At 62.4% G+C, this 13,253-nt stretch carries 13 protein-coding genes; 6 read left to right on the top strand and 7 right to left on the bottom strand.

Translation table 11 applies throughout. The features are described 5' to 3' along the window. Positions 1-61 precede the first annotated feature (61 nt). A complete protein-coding gene (locus TQ98_RS11440; RefSeq protein ID WP_044872961.1) occupies positions 62-400 on the bottom strand; it encodes an I78 family peptidase inhibitor in 339 nt (112 codons plus the stop codon). Between the two features lie 171 nt (positions 401-571). Between TQ98_RS11440 and TQ98_RS11435 the strand changes: the two genes are divergently transcribed. The 3 genes from TQ98_RS11435 to TQ98_RS11425 all read left to right on the top strand — a co-directional run bounded on the left by TQ98_RS11435 (position 572) and on the right by TQ98_RS11425 (position 4,303). Then, positions 572-1,453 (top strand): pseudouridine synthase, encoded by an 882-nt coding sequence (locus TQ98_RS11435; RefSeq protein WP_044872960.1) that lies wholly within the window; start codon positions 572-574, stop codon positions 1,451-1,453. 150 nt (positions 1,454-1,603) lie between these two features. Next, entirely contained in the window at positions 1,604-3,004 is a 1,401-nt protein-coding gene (lpdA, locus tag TQ98_RS11430) for a dihydrolipoyl dehydrogenase (protein ID WP_103102942.1), read from the top strand. Positions 3,005-3,286: 282 nt separating this feature from the next. Further along, complete coding sequence (locus TQ98_RS11425; protein ID WP_242443195.1) at positions 3,287-4,303, top strand: alpha/beta hydrolase; 1,017 nt, start codon at positions 3,287-3,289, stop codon at positions 4,301-4,303. 104 nt (positions 4,304-4,407) lie between these two features. On the opposite strand, the gene TQ98_RS11420 is transcribed toward TQ98_RS11425, so the two are convergent. From TQ98_RS11420 to TQ98_RS11400, 5 genes are all read right to left on the bottom strand, one after another. Further along, the gene (locus TQ98_RS11420; protein WP_052659215.1) at positions 4,408-5,004 is read right to left on the bottom strand and encodes a nuclear transport factor 2 family protein; all 597 of its coding nucleotides are present in this window, start codon (positions 5,002-5,004) and stop codon (positions 4,408-4,410) included. Between the two features lie 10 nt (positions 5,005-5,014). Next, positions 5,015-5,788: an SDR family oxidoreductase gene (locus TQ98_RS11415; RefSeq protein WP_044872956.1), complete on the bottom strand. Its 774-nt coding sequence runs from the start codon at positions 5,786-5,788 to the stop codon at positions 5,015-5,017. Positions 5,789-5,958: 170 nt separating this feature from the next. Then, positions 5,959-6,711 carry a helix-turn-helix domain-containing protein gene (locus TQ98_RS11410; protein WP_044872955.1) on the bottom strand — a complete coding sequence of 251 codons (753 nt, stop codon included), beginning with the start codon at positions 6,709-6,711 and terminating at the stop codon, positions 5,959-5,961. A 189-nt stretch (positions 6,712-6,900) separates the two neighbouring features. Next, positions 6,901-7,431, bottom strand: coding sequence for a hypothetical protein (locus tag TQ98_RS11405; protein WP_044872954.1), 531 nt, complete (start codon positions 7,429-7,431; stop codon positions 6,901-6,903). Positions 7,432-7,572: 141 nt separating this feature from the next. Continuing rightward, positions 7,573-9,807: a multicopper oxidase domain-containing protein gene (locus tag TQ98_RS11400; protein WP_044872953.1), complete on the bottom strand. Its 2,235-nt coding sequence runs from the start codon at positions 9,805-9,807 to the stop codon at positions 7,573-7,575. Between the two features lie 414 nt (positions 9,808-10,221). Here TQ98_RS11400 and TQ98_RS11395 point away from each other — a divergent pair, with 414 nt between their 5' ends. After that, positions 10,222-10,509, top strand: a complete 288-nt coding sequence (locus tag TQ98_RS11395) for a hypothetical protein (RefSeq protein WP_044872952.1) — start codon at positions 10,222-10,224, stop codon at positions 10,507-10,509. Between the two features lie 317 nt (positions 10,510-10,826). On the opposite strand, the gene TQ98_RS11390 is transcribed toward TQ98_RS11395, so the two are convergent. Next, on the bottom strand, positions 10,827-11,225 hold the full coding sequence (locus tag TQ98_RS11390) for a DoxX family protein (RefSeq protein ID WP_044872951.1): 399 nt from the start codon (positions 11,223-11,225) through the stop codon (positions 10,827-10,829). Positions 11,226-12,364: 1,139 nt separating this feature from the next. Here TQ98_RS11390 and TQ98_RS11380 point away from each other — a divergent pair. Both TQ98_RS11380 and TQ98_RS11375 read left to right on the top strand, forming a co-directional pair. Next, positions 12,365-12,832 carry a BRO family protein gene (locus TQ98_RS11380; RefSeq protein ID WP_044872949.1) on the top strand — a complete coding sequence of 156 codons (468 nt, stop codon included), beginning with the start codon at positions 12,365-12,367 and terminating at the stop codon, positions 12,830-12,832. Continuing rightward, on the top strand, positions 12,829-13,086 hold the full coding sequence (locus tag TQ98_RS11375) for a hypothetical protein (RefSeq protein ID WP_044872948.1): 258 nt from the start codon (positions 12,829-12,831) through the stop codon (positions 13,084-13,086). Before TQ98_RS11380 ends, TQ98_RS11375 begins: the two co-directional genes overlap by 4 nt. Positions 13,087-13,253: the final 167 nt, after the last annotated feature.

The raw sequence follows: 13,253 nt of genomic DNA, 5'->3' as shown, positions 1-13,253 counted from the left end.
GCGGTTCCCCTAGAAACCGGAAAGGCGCCCTAAGGCGCCTTTTTTGCTAATCCAACCAACCTCACCCGCAGGTGAACTGTTTGACGACGTCAGTCTCGTTTACCTCGATATTCAGGCGGCGGGAGTTGTAGTCCATGGTGATCGGCTGATTAGGACGCAGCACGCGCGCGGTCTCTGCACCGGACTGGCGCTTGGCCTGCTCGACCAGGGCGACATTGGCGGTCTTGCCCACCAGGGACGCTACGGCGGAAGAGTCGCAGGTGTCGGAAGGCGCGGCGGCGCTGGTGCTTTCCTCGGCGGCCGGGGCGGCGGTGGGCGCCTCGGGCTTGTCAGTCGAGCTGCAGCCGGCCAGGAGCAGGCCAGCCAGGGCAAGACCGAAGGAAACAGATTTGAAATACATACACAGGTCCTCTTCTGAACAAATTTCCTGGCGTGCGCCTGCGATGGTTCAGCCATCACGGCGGGGCTCCTGCCCGCGGGCGCACGACCGGTGCATTCTATCCTCTGCCTTTGACTCCGGTCAGTTGTGTGCGGCCTAATGCCCCGCTCGTGAAACGCGCCGAAACACTCCATGTCCCATACCCCCAGCATCCGCCCCAGCACCCTCCACCTTCCCCAGGGCCCCTGGTCCACGGTGCTGGACTGCCTCTGCGACCGCTTTCCCGCCATTCCTCGCGCGACCTGGCTCGAGCGCATGGCGAGCGGCAAGGTGACCGATGGCGAGGGCACGCCGCTCGGCCCGGAGCACCCTTATCAGCTGGCACTGCGGGTGCATTACTTCCGTGAGGTGAAGGACGAACAGCCGATTCCTTTCGAGGAGGACGTGCTGCATGTCGATGAGCACCTGGTGGTGGCCGACAAACCCCACTTCCTGCCCGTGATGCCCGCGGGCGAATACGTCGAGGAAACCCTGCAGGCGCGCCTGACCCGGCGCCTCGGCAACCCGCACCTGGTGCCGCTGCACCGCATCGACCGCCACACAGCTGGCCTGGTGCTGTTCTCCGCCAATCCGGCCAGCCGCAACCTCTACCACGCGCTGTTCCGTGACCGGGAGATCCACAAGCGCTACGAAGCCATCGCCCCGGCCTTGCCCGGCCTGGCATTCCCGCTGCTGCGGGAAACTCGCCTGGGCAAGGGCGAGCCCTTCTTCCGCATGCAGGAAGTGGACGGCGAGCCCAATACCCGCACCCGGCTCGACGTGCTGGAGCGTAACGGCGACCTCTGGCGTTACGACCTCTACCCCATCACCGGCAAGCAGCACCAGTTGCGCGTACACCTCGCCGCCCTGGGCGCGCCCATCTGCAACGACGGTTTCTACCCCGACCTGACCGACAAGGGCGGACCGGACGACTACCAGCGCCCGCTCAAGCTGCTGGCCCGCAGTCTCGCCTTCGATGACCCCATCAGCGGCGAACACCGTCAATTCGAAAGCAACCTGCGCCTGGACTGGTAACCCCTCGGTTTGACGCCGCCTCAGGGGGTGGACGCCAGCGCAATGGTATTACGCACATAATCCCAGCAGGATGTTGCCGGGCTGGAAGGCTGGTGGTTGTCCACTAGGCTTCACCATTCCCCTTACGACTATTCAACCGAGGTAGATCCCATGAGCGCATATGACGTAGTGGTGATAGGCGGCGGCCCGGGCGGCTACAACGCGGCGATCAAGGCCGGCCAGCTGGGGATGAAAGTGGCCTGCGTCGAAGGCCGCGAAACCCTGGGCGGCACCTGCCTGAACGTCGGCTGCATGCCCTCCAAGGCGCTGCTCCACGCTTCCGAACTCTATGAAGCCGCCGCCGGCAAGGAGTTCGCCACCCTCGGCATCCAGGTCCAGCCGACCCTCGACCTGGCGCAGATGATGAAGCAGAAGGCCGAGAGCGTGACCGCCCTCACCAAGGGCATCGAGTTCCTCTTCCGCAAGAACAAGGTGGAATGGGTCAAGGGCTGGGGCCGCATCGACGGGGCCGGCAAGGTGGTGGTGACCGCCGCCGATGGCCAGCAACAGACCCTGGAGACCCTCAACATCGTCATCGCCACCGGGTCCGAGCCCACTCCCCTGCCCGGCGTGACCATCGACAACAAACGCATCCTCGACTCCACCGGAGCCCTGTCCCTGCCGGAAGTACCCAAGCACCTGGTGGTAATCGGCGCCGGGGTGATCGGCCTGGAACTGGGTTCGGTCTGGCGCCGCCTGGGTGCCCAGGTGACGGTGGTGGAATACCTCGGCCGCATCTGCCCTGGTCTCGACGACGAAACCGGCAAAACCCTGCAGCGCGCCCTGACCAAACAAGGCATGCACTTCAAGCTCAGCTCCAAGGTCACCAGCGCCAAGGCCAGCAAGAGCGGCGTGGAGCTGTCCATCGAGCCTGCCGCCGGGGGGCTCGCGGAAACCCTCAAGGCCGACTACGTGCTGGTGGCCATCGGCCGCCGCCCCTACACCGAAGGCCTTGGCCTGGAGACCGTGGGCCTGGCCACCGACACCCGCGGCATGCTCGCCAACGAACGCCACCAGACCAGCGCGCCGGGCGTCTACGTCATCGGCGACGTCACCTCCGGCCCGATGCTCGCCCACAAGGCCGAAGACGAGGCCATCGTCTGCATCGAGCGCATCGCCGGGCAGGCCGCCGAGGTGAACTACAACGTCATTCCCAACGTGATCTACACCCGCCCGGAAGTGGCCACCGTGGGCAAGAGCGAAGAACAGCTGAAGGCCGAAGGGCGGCCCTACCGGGTCGGCAAGTTCCCCTTCACCGCCAACAGCCGCGCCAAGATCAACCACGAGACCGAAGGCTTCGTGAAAGTGCTGGCAGATGAACGCACCGACGAAGTCCTGGGCGTGCACATGGTGGGCCCGAGCGTCAGCGAGATGATCGGCGAATACTGCGTGGCCATGGAGTTCTCCGCCTCGGCCGAAGACATCGCCCTCATCTGCCACCCCCACCCGACCCGCTCCGAGGCCCTGCGCCAGGCGGCGATGGATGTGCATGGCGGGGCGATGCAGGCCTGATATGTGGGTGACCCGTAGGGCGGGTTGAGCCACGAAACGCATCGTCCTCGCTCCGCATGGGTTTCGCTTCGCTCTACCCATCCTACGGACTCGCCCCCATGCAGCTCCGTAGGTTGTGGCAGAGCGAAGCCCAACGAAGCGTTTCTCTTCAGCGGGCTCGCGGCCCCCTGATCGCCAACCTACTCTTGTTCATTGATTCCACGTGCGGGTAATCGCCCCCTGGCCGAAATGATTCGGGAGAAGAAAATGTCAGAGGCATTTGATTCGCATCGGCGTGATTTCATGCGTATGGCGGCACTGGCTGTAGTAGCGGCACAGTTCGAGATGCCGCGAGCTGCAAGCGCTCAAACCAGCCAGCCGGAAGCGGCGTCGCTACCGCCGGTCAAGCCGGGCGCCCATACATCTTTTGCCTCGATCAAGCAGATCGACGCAGGGCTTCTCAACGTCGGCTACGCCGAGGCAGGACCGCCCGATGGGCCACCGGTCCTGCTGCTACACGGCTGGCCATACGACATCCACAGCTTTGTCGATGTCGCGCCACTGCTGGCGTCTCAGGGGTTCCGAGTGATAGTCCCCTATCTGCGTGGCTATGGGTCGACGCGCTTCCTGTCCGATCAGACCATGCGCAATGCTCAACCCACCGCGGTGGCATCCGACATCATTGCCCTGATGGATGCGCTCAAGATTCAGAAGGCTATCCTTGCGGCTTTCGATTGGGGAGCACGCACCGCCGACATCATTGCAGTGCTGTGGCCGGAGCGTTGCAAGGGATTGGTATCGGTGAGCGGCTACCTGATCGGTAATCAGGAGGCCGGCAAGAAGCCGCTGACTCCGGAGGGCGAGCTTCTGTGGTGGTACCAGTTCTACTTCGCAACGGAACGCGGCCGCGCCGGCTATGCGAAGTACACGCACGAGTTTGCCAAGTTGATCTGGAAGCAGGCCTCTCCCAAGTGGAACTTCGATGACGCGACGTTCGAACGCAGCGCCAAGGCCTTCGACAATCCCGACCACGTCGCCATCACCATCCACAACTATCGCTGGCGGCAAGGCCTGGCCGAGGGTGAAGCGAAATACGACGACCTTGAGCGGAAACTTGTTTCAGCCCCGCCCATAACCGTTCCCAGCATCACCCTGGAGGGCGATGCCAATGGGGCATTCCATGTGCCGCCCAGCGCCTACGCCGGCAAGTTCACCGGTAAATACGCGCACCGAACCCTCACCGGTGGCATCGGCCACAATCTTCCCCAGGAAGCACCGCAGGCATTTGCGCAGGCGGTGGTAGACGTAGACAGGCTTTAACGTCCGATGACCTATCCAATCCAAATGGCCGACTGAGAAGTCGGCCATTTTTGGCAAGGGCTCTTACCAGGAGAGAGGGCAGCTTCAGCACGGATAAGGCAGCACTACCGGCGATGCTCGTCGAGCAGGCCCCGCTGCCGAGCAAACATGGCAAGCCGCGTAAAGCAGGCATCTCCCGCATCAGCCCTGCCCTTCTCCATGCCCTCATCCAGCGAAGGGCCGCTGCCTATCGGGGTGGCGCGCTCCTCCATCGAATCGAGTACGAGCGAGCGCCGCAAAAAGCGCCAGATGCCCTCGCGCTTCTCGTAGCGGTCGAGGTAGCGTCCCCGGGCAATGACCTCACGCGAATTCGGGGCGGGCGTGCGGTGGTAGGCCAGCACCACCAGTTCGCCTTCGGCCTGATTCCCATCGATGAGGAAGAGCATGTTCGAGATGACGTGTGAGGTGGCTTCCCAGTTGGCGAGCATGCCGGGCAGCCACGCGACATACTCATCGGGCGATCCGCGAAACATCGGGCCGTGATCGTCAATCGCGTCGTCGTGGTAGAGGCTGCGCACGAGCTTCAGATCTCCCCGGTCGATCGCGTGGCAATAGGTCCAGGCGAGCTGCTGGAGCGCGAATTTTTCGACCATTTCCGACAGGTCGACGACGTGCGGCTCCAGCGTCGCAGTCCCGGTCGCGGAACTACGCCATGTAGTCATCTCGAATCTCCTAGATGCCGTACCCGCCGGACACGTTCAGTTGCTGCCCGGTGATGTAGGCCGCGTTGTCGGATGCCAGGAACACGGCGGCACGACCGATTTCCTCGGGCTTTCCCCAGCGCTTGAGTGCAAGCATGTGCATCGTTTCGTCGATCCACCGCTGGTCGAACTGTCCCTGCTCCAGGAGCTGCGGGAACATGCCGGCCTCGATGACACCGACCAGGACGGAATTCGCACGGATGTTGAAGCGGCCTTCCTCGCGGGCAAGGCCCTTCACAAGCGATTCATTCGCGGCCTTCGGCGCGACTGACAAGCCGTCGCGATCCGGCCAGCGCAAATGGCCGGCGGAGCCCAGTGTGACGAACGATCCGCCCCCCGAGGCGCGCAGGTGCGGCAGCGCAGCCTTGGCGGCATTGAAGAACCCCATGACTTCGACATCGATGGCGCGCTTCCAGTCGTCACGGCTCATTTCGCTGATATGGAGCTGATTCACGAAAGGGCCAGCCGCCCAGACGATGGTGTGCACGCGGCCGTGAGCTTCAATGGCGGCGTCCAGCGTTGCCTTGACCTGGGCGGCATCGGTTACGTCGACTTGGTGGGTGCTCGCGTTGACGCCCTCTTCCCGGATCTGGTCGGCGACGCGCTGTGCCACATCGGCCTTGCTCCGGTAGCCGACTGCGACCGGTACTCCAGCGCGTGCGAACTCAAGGGCAACGCCTTGTCCGATGCCACCGCTACCGCCAAAAACCAAGGTGGCGCCAACTGGGAATGCGCTCGTTCTCATCTTTGCCTCTCCTGTCCTCGGGATATCGACACGATGTCGTTGAGGAAAAGTATCAGCAGCAGATCCTGAGCTAACAGTTCAACGCTTGGCTTTCTATAAAGTATCTCGGAGTGATACTTGGCGGTGGCGCGTTGCGGTACATCGCGCGAATGGCGGCACCACGGCCGGTGTCACGTGGTCCAGAAGATTCGCGGATCGGTAAGGCGAGCCATGCACAGCATGCTGTACCAGTCCGTCTGCCCGTCAGGCAGGGAGCGATCGTCGGTCGCGAGTTCTCGCATGCGCTGCGAAAGCGACGCCATCATCTGGCGCAACTGGTCGATCGATCCGCGCGACAACTTGACGGTTTCGAGCTGCCAAAGCGACTGTGGGTCGTGGAAATCCATCGCTTCAAAATGCCGGCGCATCGCGTCGTGAACGGCCCGTCGCAACGGGCCTCCCGGAATCCACTCCGGATGCCGCACCGTCAGCAGACGGACGCGGTTGCCGGGAAACAGGTCGAGCAAACGGAGTTTTTCGAGTCGCCGCAAGTGAAGGAAGGTGCCCGGCTCGTCCAGGCCGAATTCCTGCTGGATCTCCCGGGGTGTCCAGTCATAGCGCAACAGCAGGAAGATGAACGCCGTGAACGGGGCATCGGCCAGCCCCTGCTCCTGCTCGACGCTCAATGCGTGAATCTTGCTATCGCTGCGCCGCGCCGCCAGCTCGGCAAGATCGATGAGGCGGACGCCTGCAATGGCACACACCGACTCCAGCATCGCGACGCTCAGACCATGCCCGGTCAACTTGCGCTTGATGGTCGTCTCGCTCACGTTCAACTGCTCGGCGATATCGCAATAGCGGATATTGCGATCCTTCAACAAGCGCTTCAGCTCCGCGAGCAGCAGTGATTCATCGGTGGCTCCATCGAGGTTCTTCGGATGCATTGTCGGGGGTCCTTCCAGTCGCACATTCGGAACGTTCGCAAAGCCGTGCCGAGTTGCACTACTCGGTGGGCATGACGGGTGGGCACGCACTATATCGCCAGCCACCGTGGCTGAGTAGGCGATGCGCACCTGCGTGCATGCCCGGCGCAGAGCCTACAGCGCTCCGCGCCGAAGCAGCGGGCCGACGCCTCAAGCCGGTGCTGGCTCCGTTACCGAAAACCCGGGCGTGGAGAAGCTGGCGGTGGCCGCCGTCAGTTGGCCCGAGTCGACATCGAAGGTCAGTTGGAAGGTGGCCAGCACCGTCTCCGTGGCCGAGGACTTCTTGGCGTTTGCCGGCGAGATGGGGAACGTCAGCTCCACCACGTCGGTCGCGACCAGTAAGCGGAGCACCTGGTTCTCGCCATGGACGAGATAGAGGGTCCCGCTCTGCTGGCCGACGCCGGTCGCCTCGATGATGTCGATCAGCAGAAAGACCCCCGGCAGCGCGCCCGGGTCGTCATCGGTGAACGCGGTGGAAATGATGCGCGCGGTCCCGTTGATGTCGATGTCCTCGGTCTTACCCGCCAGGGTGCCGGCAATGGGGACCGTTTTCACGTCCGTGCGGCGCTGGAAGGCGTTCGTGGAGGAGCGCGAGGAGGCCGCACTGCTCGACTCCAGGACGGCCACCAACCCGGCGAATGCCAACAGTGCTGGCGGGAATCTTCCGTGCTTGATGTTCATGATTGGCTCCTGGGCTCCCGGCGGAGTCGTGATTGTTGTTGGCCACGAGGCCGTGAGGCGCAATGGGGCACACTGACACCCGTCAGCGACATGCACGCCGCCAGCCTCGCCCACCGCCTCGCAGCACTCATGTTGTGCCTCCTATCTGAAGGCGGTCGGCAAAATCTCGGTCGGGTCCACGAAGCGCACACCCTGGGGCGTCGGGATCGGCGTTGGCAGCGGGCGCAGGAAGGCGCCGCCAGCGTCGTCGATTTCCCAGCGCAGCAACATGGCGTTGTCCTCGTGGGTGGTGTTGTGACAGTGCTCCATGAACATCCCACCGAAATCGCGGAATTGCATGGTGAGGGTGACGCTGGTACCCGGGTGCAGGCGATAGACATCCTTGCGGCCGCGTTCCCAGGTCGGGACATTTTCCGGCCGTCCATTGCGAGCGAGGATCTGGCCCTCCTCGAAGTGGATGTGGATCGGGTGGTCCCAGCCCGCGCCGCCGTTCTTCAGCGTCCAGATCTCGCGGGTGCCGAAGCGTGGCGCCGCCGAGATGCGGCCAAAGTCCGCGTCAAGCTTGGCGCCGCCATCGGTCCCGATGCCCCATGGGCCGACGAACGATGAGATCGGGTCGCTGGTGGTCTGGATGGCGCCGCGACCGAACACGAAGGTGCGCTCGGCTGCCACCGGAATTTGCGACAGGTCGGGATTCGGTACGAGGAAATCGGGAATCTGGCTGGTATCGGGTCGAGCCGGATCGCGGACGATGCGGAATTCCAGGAAGCGGCCAACACAGGGATCGCCGGACGTGCCCGACATCGCATCGCGGAGCGAGAGATCCTGCATGGGCCGACGGCCAGTCTCGTGCTCGGCGAGATTCACCATCCAGACCTTGTCCCCGACTCTGTAGCGGGAGAAATCGATGACGATGTCGTAGCGCTCGGCGATACCGATTTCGTCGAGGGTCGTGAGCGTCACCGGGGTCGGCAGCAGGTTGCCGTCATTGGCGATCTGGACCATCGGCGACGCATCGCTCAGGGACAGCTTGAAGAACCGCGCCACCGCCGCGTTGAGAATGCGGAAGCGGTACTTGCGCCGCTCGACCTCGAAGAAGGGCTTGTAGACCAGGTTCACCGTCATCACATCACCGAGGAACCCGTCGAAGTCGAAGATATCCATCGCCAGTTGACCGTCCTGGTCCCAGGCCTTGTCGGCGAGCATCAGATTCACGTCGTAGTCGAGGTTGCCGAACGATTTGGCCGAACCACTGGGCAGGCGCAGGTTCACGCCGTCGTCGATCTCTTCGTTGCCACGATCCAGGCTGCTGTAGATGTTGAACATCCCGGCGTTGCCCTTGTACACGTTCTGCGAGGTGAAGCTGAACATGTGGTCGTGGAACCAGTGGGTGCTCATGGTTTCGTGGAAGTCACCCTGAAGGTTGTCGATGCCACCGGCGTCGTTGGGTGAGCCGCAGCGTGGGTCGTTGGCGCCCTGGTTGAAGCTGAAGTAGCCACCGTGGCAGATCGGGTAGTGGTAGTCGTAGAACTCGCCGGGGAAGAAGTAGGCGCCGGTGAAGCCATCGTTCTCCGCGCCGTGGTGACCGTTGTGCTCATGGGTGGTGATGGTGTGAATGCCGAAGCCGCCGTTCTGGGTCGGGTCTTCAGGCAGGCGGTTGTGGTGCCGCAGCAGGATGTGTTCGTGGTAACGGCCGATCAGCAGTTTGGGCGGCAGGGTGCCGTTGAAGGTCCAGAGCTTCAGCTTCCCTTGATCCGGCAGGTCGGGATGGAACGCCGGGCGCAAAGCCTGCGCCGGGTCGATGCCGGAATTCAGGGATGAGGGCACACCCGGATCGTAGACGGTATTGGGCTTGGCACCCTCCTGGGTGACCTCCACCACCACCTTGGGCGGAAATTCGCCCCAGTGCTGGTGCGCCCAGATCGGTCCCGGTGGCCGACCCTCGATCGGGCCGGTACCGCCACCCAGCACGGCCGGTACCGGTTGCTGCGTGGTGTTGGCCTGCTCGGCCGGATCAGGACCGGGCACGCCCGGGAAGGCGGGTATGGGGTTCATCAGGCCCGCGCCGAAGGTGAATGCCTTGCGAGGCAGCACGTCGAAGCGCGGCATGGGCTGGGTGAAGGGAAGCACGCCGAACAGCGGGCTGGGTGACAACCCCGTGGGGATGTCGAAGGTTCCCGCATAAGCGCTGCTGGTGAAGGGGCTCAAGCCATGCACGGGCACCAGAAGTCCGCTGGAAGTGGCCAAGCCCCATTTTATGAAGTCCCGTCGCGTGACTTCCCCTTTGGATAAGGCAGTGGCCAGTTCCGCGAAATTCCGACGGGCAATTTCCGCTTCGCGCAGGCGTGCCTTGGACGCATCTTTCGGAAGGTACATCAACCCCTCCTCGCCATTGACCCCTGTAGGCAAATTGCCAGGGAACGATATCGGCGAAGAGCGCCAAAGAAGTTGAAACCGAGTGATCGCTCACGGTGTCGCGAGGCGGGAACCAAACGCTGTCACGGTTGTGGCCGTAACGGGTGGTAGAGCCGAGACGGGTCCTGCTGCGGCTTTCACCTTGTCCCTTCAATACGAAACATCCTGTTACACCTCCTACATGCTGTCAATCAGGCATAGGACCGCCATCAGGTTGATTGCGCCTTAGGAATAAAGATTGATCGCGGCCGGCGATATCGCGGTTGATTGTGTATCGCTGGCCTTACCAAAGCTCGCCTCAGCCTGATTCAGGAATTAAGTTGATCGCCTCCAGGCGCAAGGTGTCCAAACAGTGTGACGCCTTCGGAGAGCATCATGAAAAAGCCCACCCAACAGCACGTAGCAGGCCTGGCGATGGCCAAAGAGGTCGTCACCCGAGAAGGCACATGCATCAGCGATCTGCCAGCCATGCTCGACGCGCTGATCGACGAAGCCATCGCCTCACCCCACGGCCGCCCGGCACTCATGGAATTGTTCGACCTGGTCAGAGAACTCAGGAAAGCCGGCGCCACTACCAAGCAGCAGCTGCACAAGACGGATTACGACCGAGGCCTTGGGTTCGCGCTGGTCCTGGTCCTGAAGCGGATCAAGGCGCTGCGGTGACATCAGCGCCTGGAGCGTGGTCACCTCGGACCCCGTAGGTTGGTGCCGAGCGCAGCGAGGCCCAACAACCGACACATCGCTGGGCTTCGCAGGCTCAGCACCGGCCTGCGAAATGTCCTTCAGCAAGCGTCACAGGCAGAGCCGGTGCCCCATGACCACGTTCAAATGAAAGCGCCCCCGGCAGTACATCAGCCTGCCAGAGGCGCAGACGCCCCCTATGAGGGTGGGGCACCAAAAAGCCTAGCCGTCTACCTGACGACTGCCGCTCCATCCATTTCCCCAAGAAAACCACCCATCTACCTGGACCGGCTGCCACTTCACGGCCGACGGTCAAGGCTCCAGGCGCCACCACCAGCCGCAGCCAGGTACAAGAATACGAAGCAGAACACGATCGCCAGTTCACCGCCATTCAGCAGCGGGAGCAGCCCCTTGGGGGCATGTCCGATGAAATAGGCAAACGCCATTTCGCCGGACAGGATAAAGGCGACCGGTCGCGTGAACAGACCGAGCATCAACAGCAGTCCGCCGACCACTTCCAGCACACCGGCAAAGCCGATCAGGGAAAACAGACTCAACTCATCGAAAAACGCGACATGCGGAAAGCCGAACAACTTTGAAGTGCCGTGCTGGAGAAACAGGAAGGCCGTGATGATCCGCAGCACACTGAGCAAGCGCGGCGCCCAAAGCTCACTGAGTTGGGAAACGAATGCAGACATGGACTGATCTCCTGAGTGAAGTTGAGCGCTGGACGCCCTCTCGAAAAGACGAAGCACACCGCGCAAGAGTGATTGTAGTCACTGGCGAGACATCTCTTCTTCGCGCCCAAAGCATTCGGGGAGATTGGCGTTAGGATCGTTAGCGGTGGGTAGTTCCGCGTCAGGCTCCGTCGCAGTTGCCATTCTTTGAAATGGCTCTGGCGTGTGTTTTCAAGCGGGATATCTCAGGTTTTAGATTGAAAAATAAGTCTATCCCGTACTTACGTAGTACCCTTTTTCCGCTGCTACCGAGACGTGAGTCGCCTGAGTTCGGGCCAAAGTAGCAACACGTAGGTCGTGATGCAGATAAGCGTCAGTGCAAGGGTGTGAGCTAACAACAGAAGGCCTTCCCCTCTGTCATGGAGCACGCTATTTAGCTGTGCTGCAGCCATCCAGGTAAATAGAGCGGTAGGGATACTTAGCAGCAAGACAGAGATACCGCGCACGCACTTTTGGAGGAGAGCGAAACGGGTGGGTATTAGTGCGGCTAGCCAAATGGGCAAGGCAACGAGCGCGCCAATAGCCAACCACGCTAACGGAGCATTAGGGTCGTGATGTGCCGGCCCAAGCGACTCGATCGCAGCGCTACCAAGACGCACTACCGAGTTGATGCAGAGAGCGGTTAACAGCAATAGGGCCAACCGGGTAGTGAGGGGCATGCCTATATCTGGCCAGAGGCTGTAAGGTGCGATGAATTGATCTTAGTCAGATCAACACTAGCTGTCCCCTTAGAGTCGAAATCCGCTCTTATAAAATGGCTGGTTCGGGTCGAACGCAGCCCCCATCAACTCCCCTCCCCTTGCCCTCTCGCTCCCCCATCCCTATCCTGCCCCGGCCACGGTCAATCCCGTGGCCGGGTTTGACAGCCTGAAACTAACGGGCGCGATTGCGCCGCAAGGTGCATGCGAAAAACGGCGGACGTTTTTTGCAGGCTCTTGCTCGCATGCAGTTTTTAACTGCACTGCTCTATGGCAGATCGCGCGGGGAGATCCTCGTGGTCTGCCGGTTCCCGTTAGCCGGTCTGTCAACCCCGCGCGGTCTGCCGCCCTTCGATTGACAGCGAACGGTGGCAGCTCCTGAACCCATAACGGAGAACCACCATGCACGACGCATACACCCCCCTCGTTTTCTTTCACCACAACCAACGCCTGCGCGCCCTGATGATCGACAACCAGCCCTGGTTCGTCGCCCAGGATGTCGCCCGGTTGATCGGCATCCGCCCTCCCCGCCGCCTGCTCCGTGCCCTGGAGCCACACGAGCGGCGCTCCGTCACCCTGGAATACACCGACGACTTCCACGAAGAGGTGCAGGCGATCAACGATGCCGGCGCGTACAAGGCGCTCTATCGCTTCGCCCGCCCGGAGCGTCGGGATCTCGCCCGCTGGCTGAGTGACGTGCTGGTGCCGACGCTGCATGACTATCACCGCGTACCGGATGCGTCGCCGCGCCGTTCCTTCATGAGTTGTGAAGGCCGGCAGATCGACGTGGTGCGGTGGCAGGGAGAAGTCTGGGTGGCCTGGCGGGACCTGCCGGCGCTGATGGCCAGCGGCAAGGAGGTGCAGGCATGACTGCCCATCATGAGCAGTGGCGGCTGGAGCAATGGGTGCAGCGCCTGGATGCGCGGTTGCATACGACCCAGGTGATCGCCGAGATAATCCTTGAAAATGCAGCGCTGCGAGAGGGCATCCCCGCGCCCTTCCCCAATGACTACAAGGAGGGGGCGTTGATGGATGCGGTGGTCCATCTGTCCCGCAGCAACTACGAGGACTTCTGCCGGCTGGTGCAGATGGAGGAGTTGCCGTTGGGGCGCAGCGTGATTTGAGTGAGTGGCCCCTCTTCCGTGTGGGGAGAGGGGCATTTGGGGCAGCGGAATTGCCCTTTGCGACTAAACGAACATGGACTTGCGGTAGCCCCCGTTCGCAGGGTCTGGACCGTAGGGTGCGCTGTGCGCACCGATTTCGACCCGTCAAACCGCCGGTGCGCACGACG

The sequence above is a fragment of the Pseudomonas sp. LFM046 genome (assembly GCF_000949385.2).
GTDB lineage: Bacteria > Pseudomonadota > Gammaproteobacteria > Pseudomonadales > Pseudomonadaceae > Metapseudomonas.
This window is presented reverse-complemented; position numbering and strand designations above follow the sequence as displayed.

Coding starts and splice junctions, on each gene's coding strand:
- TQ98_RS11440 (WP_044872961.1), bottom strand. CDS start 400: ATGTATTTCAAATCTGTTTCCTTCGGTCTTGCCCTGGCTGGCCTGCTC.
- TQ98_RS11435 (WP_044872960.1), top strand. CDS start 572: ATGTCCCATACCCCCAGCATCCGCCCCAGCACCCTCCACCTTCCCCAG.
- lpdA (WP_103102942.1), top strand. CDS start 1,604: ATGAGCGCATATGACGTAGTGGTGATAGGCGGCGGCCCGGGCGGCTAC.
- TQ98_RS11425 (WP_242443195.1), top strand. CDS start 3,287: ATGCGTATGGCGGCACTGGCTGTAGTAGCGGCACAGTTCGAGATGCCG.
- TQ98_RS11420 (WP_052659215.1), bottom strand. CDS start 5,004: ATGACTACATGGCGTAGTTCCGCGACCGGGACTGCGACGCTGGAGCCG.
- TQ98_RS11415 (WP_044872956.1), bottom strand. CDS start 5,788: ATGAGAACGAGCGCATTCCCAGTTGGCGCCACCTTGGTTTTTGGCGGT.
- TQ98_RS11410 (WP_044872955.1), bottom strand. CDS start 6,711: ATGCATCCGAAGAACCTCGATGGAGCCACCGATGAATCACTGCTGCTC.
- TQ98_RS11405 (WP_044872954.1), bottom strand. CDS start 7,431: ATGAACATCAAGCACGGAAGATTCCCGCCAGCACTGTTGGCATTCGCC.
- TQ98_RS11400 (WP_044872953.1), bottom strand. CDS start 9,807: ATGTACCTTCCGAAAGATGCGTCCAAGGCACGCCTGCGCGAAGCGGAA.
- TQ98_RS11395 (WP_044872952.1), top strand. CDS start 10,222: ATGAAAAAGCCCACCCAACAGCACGTAGCAGGCCTGGCGATGGCCAAA.
- TQ98_RS11390 (WP_044872951.1), bottom strand. CDS start 11,225: ATGTCTGCATTCGTTTCCCAACTCAGTGAGCTTTGGGCGCCGCGCTTG.
- TQ98_RS11380 (WP_044872949.1), top strand. CDS start 12,365: ATGCACGACGCATACACCCCCCTCGTTTTCTTTCACCACAACCAACGC.
- TQ98_RS11375 (WP_044872948.1), top strand. CDS start 12,829: ATGACTGCCCATCATGAGCAGTGGCGGCTGGAGCAATGGGTGCAGCGC.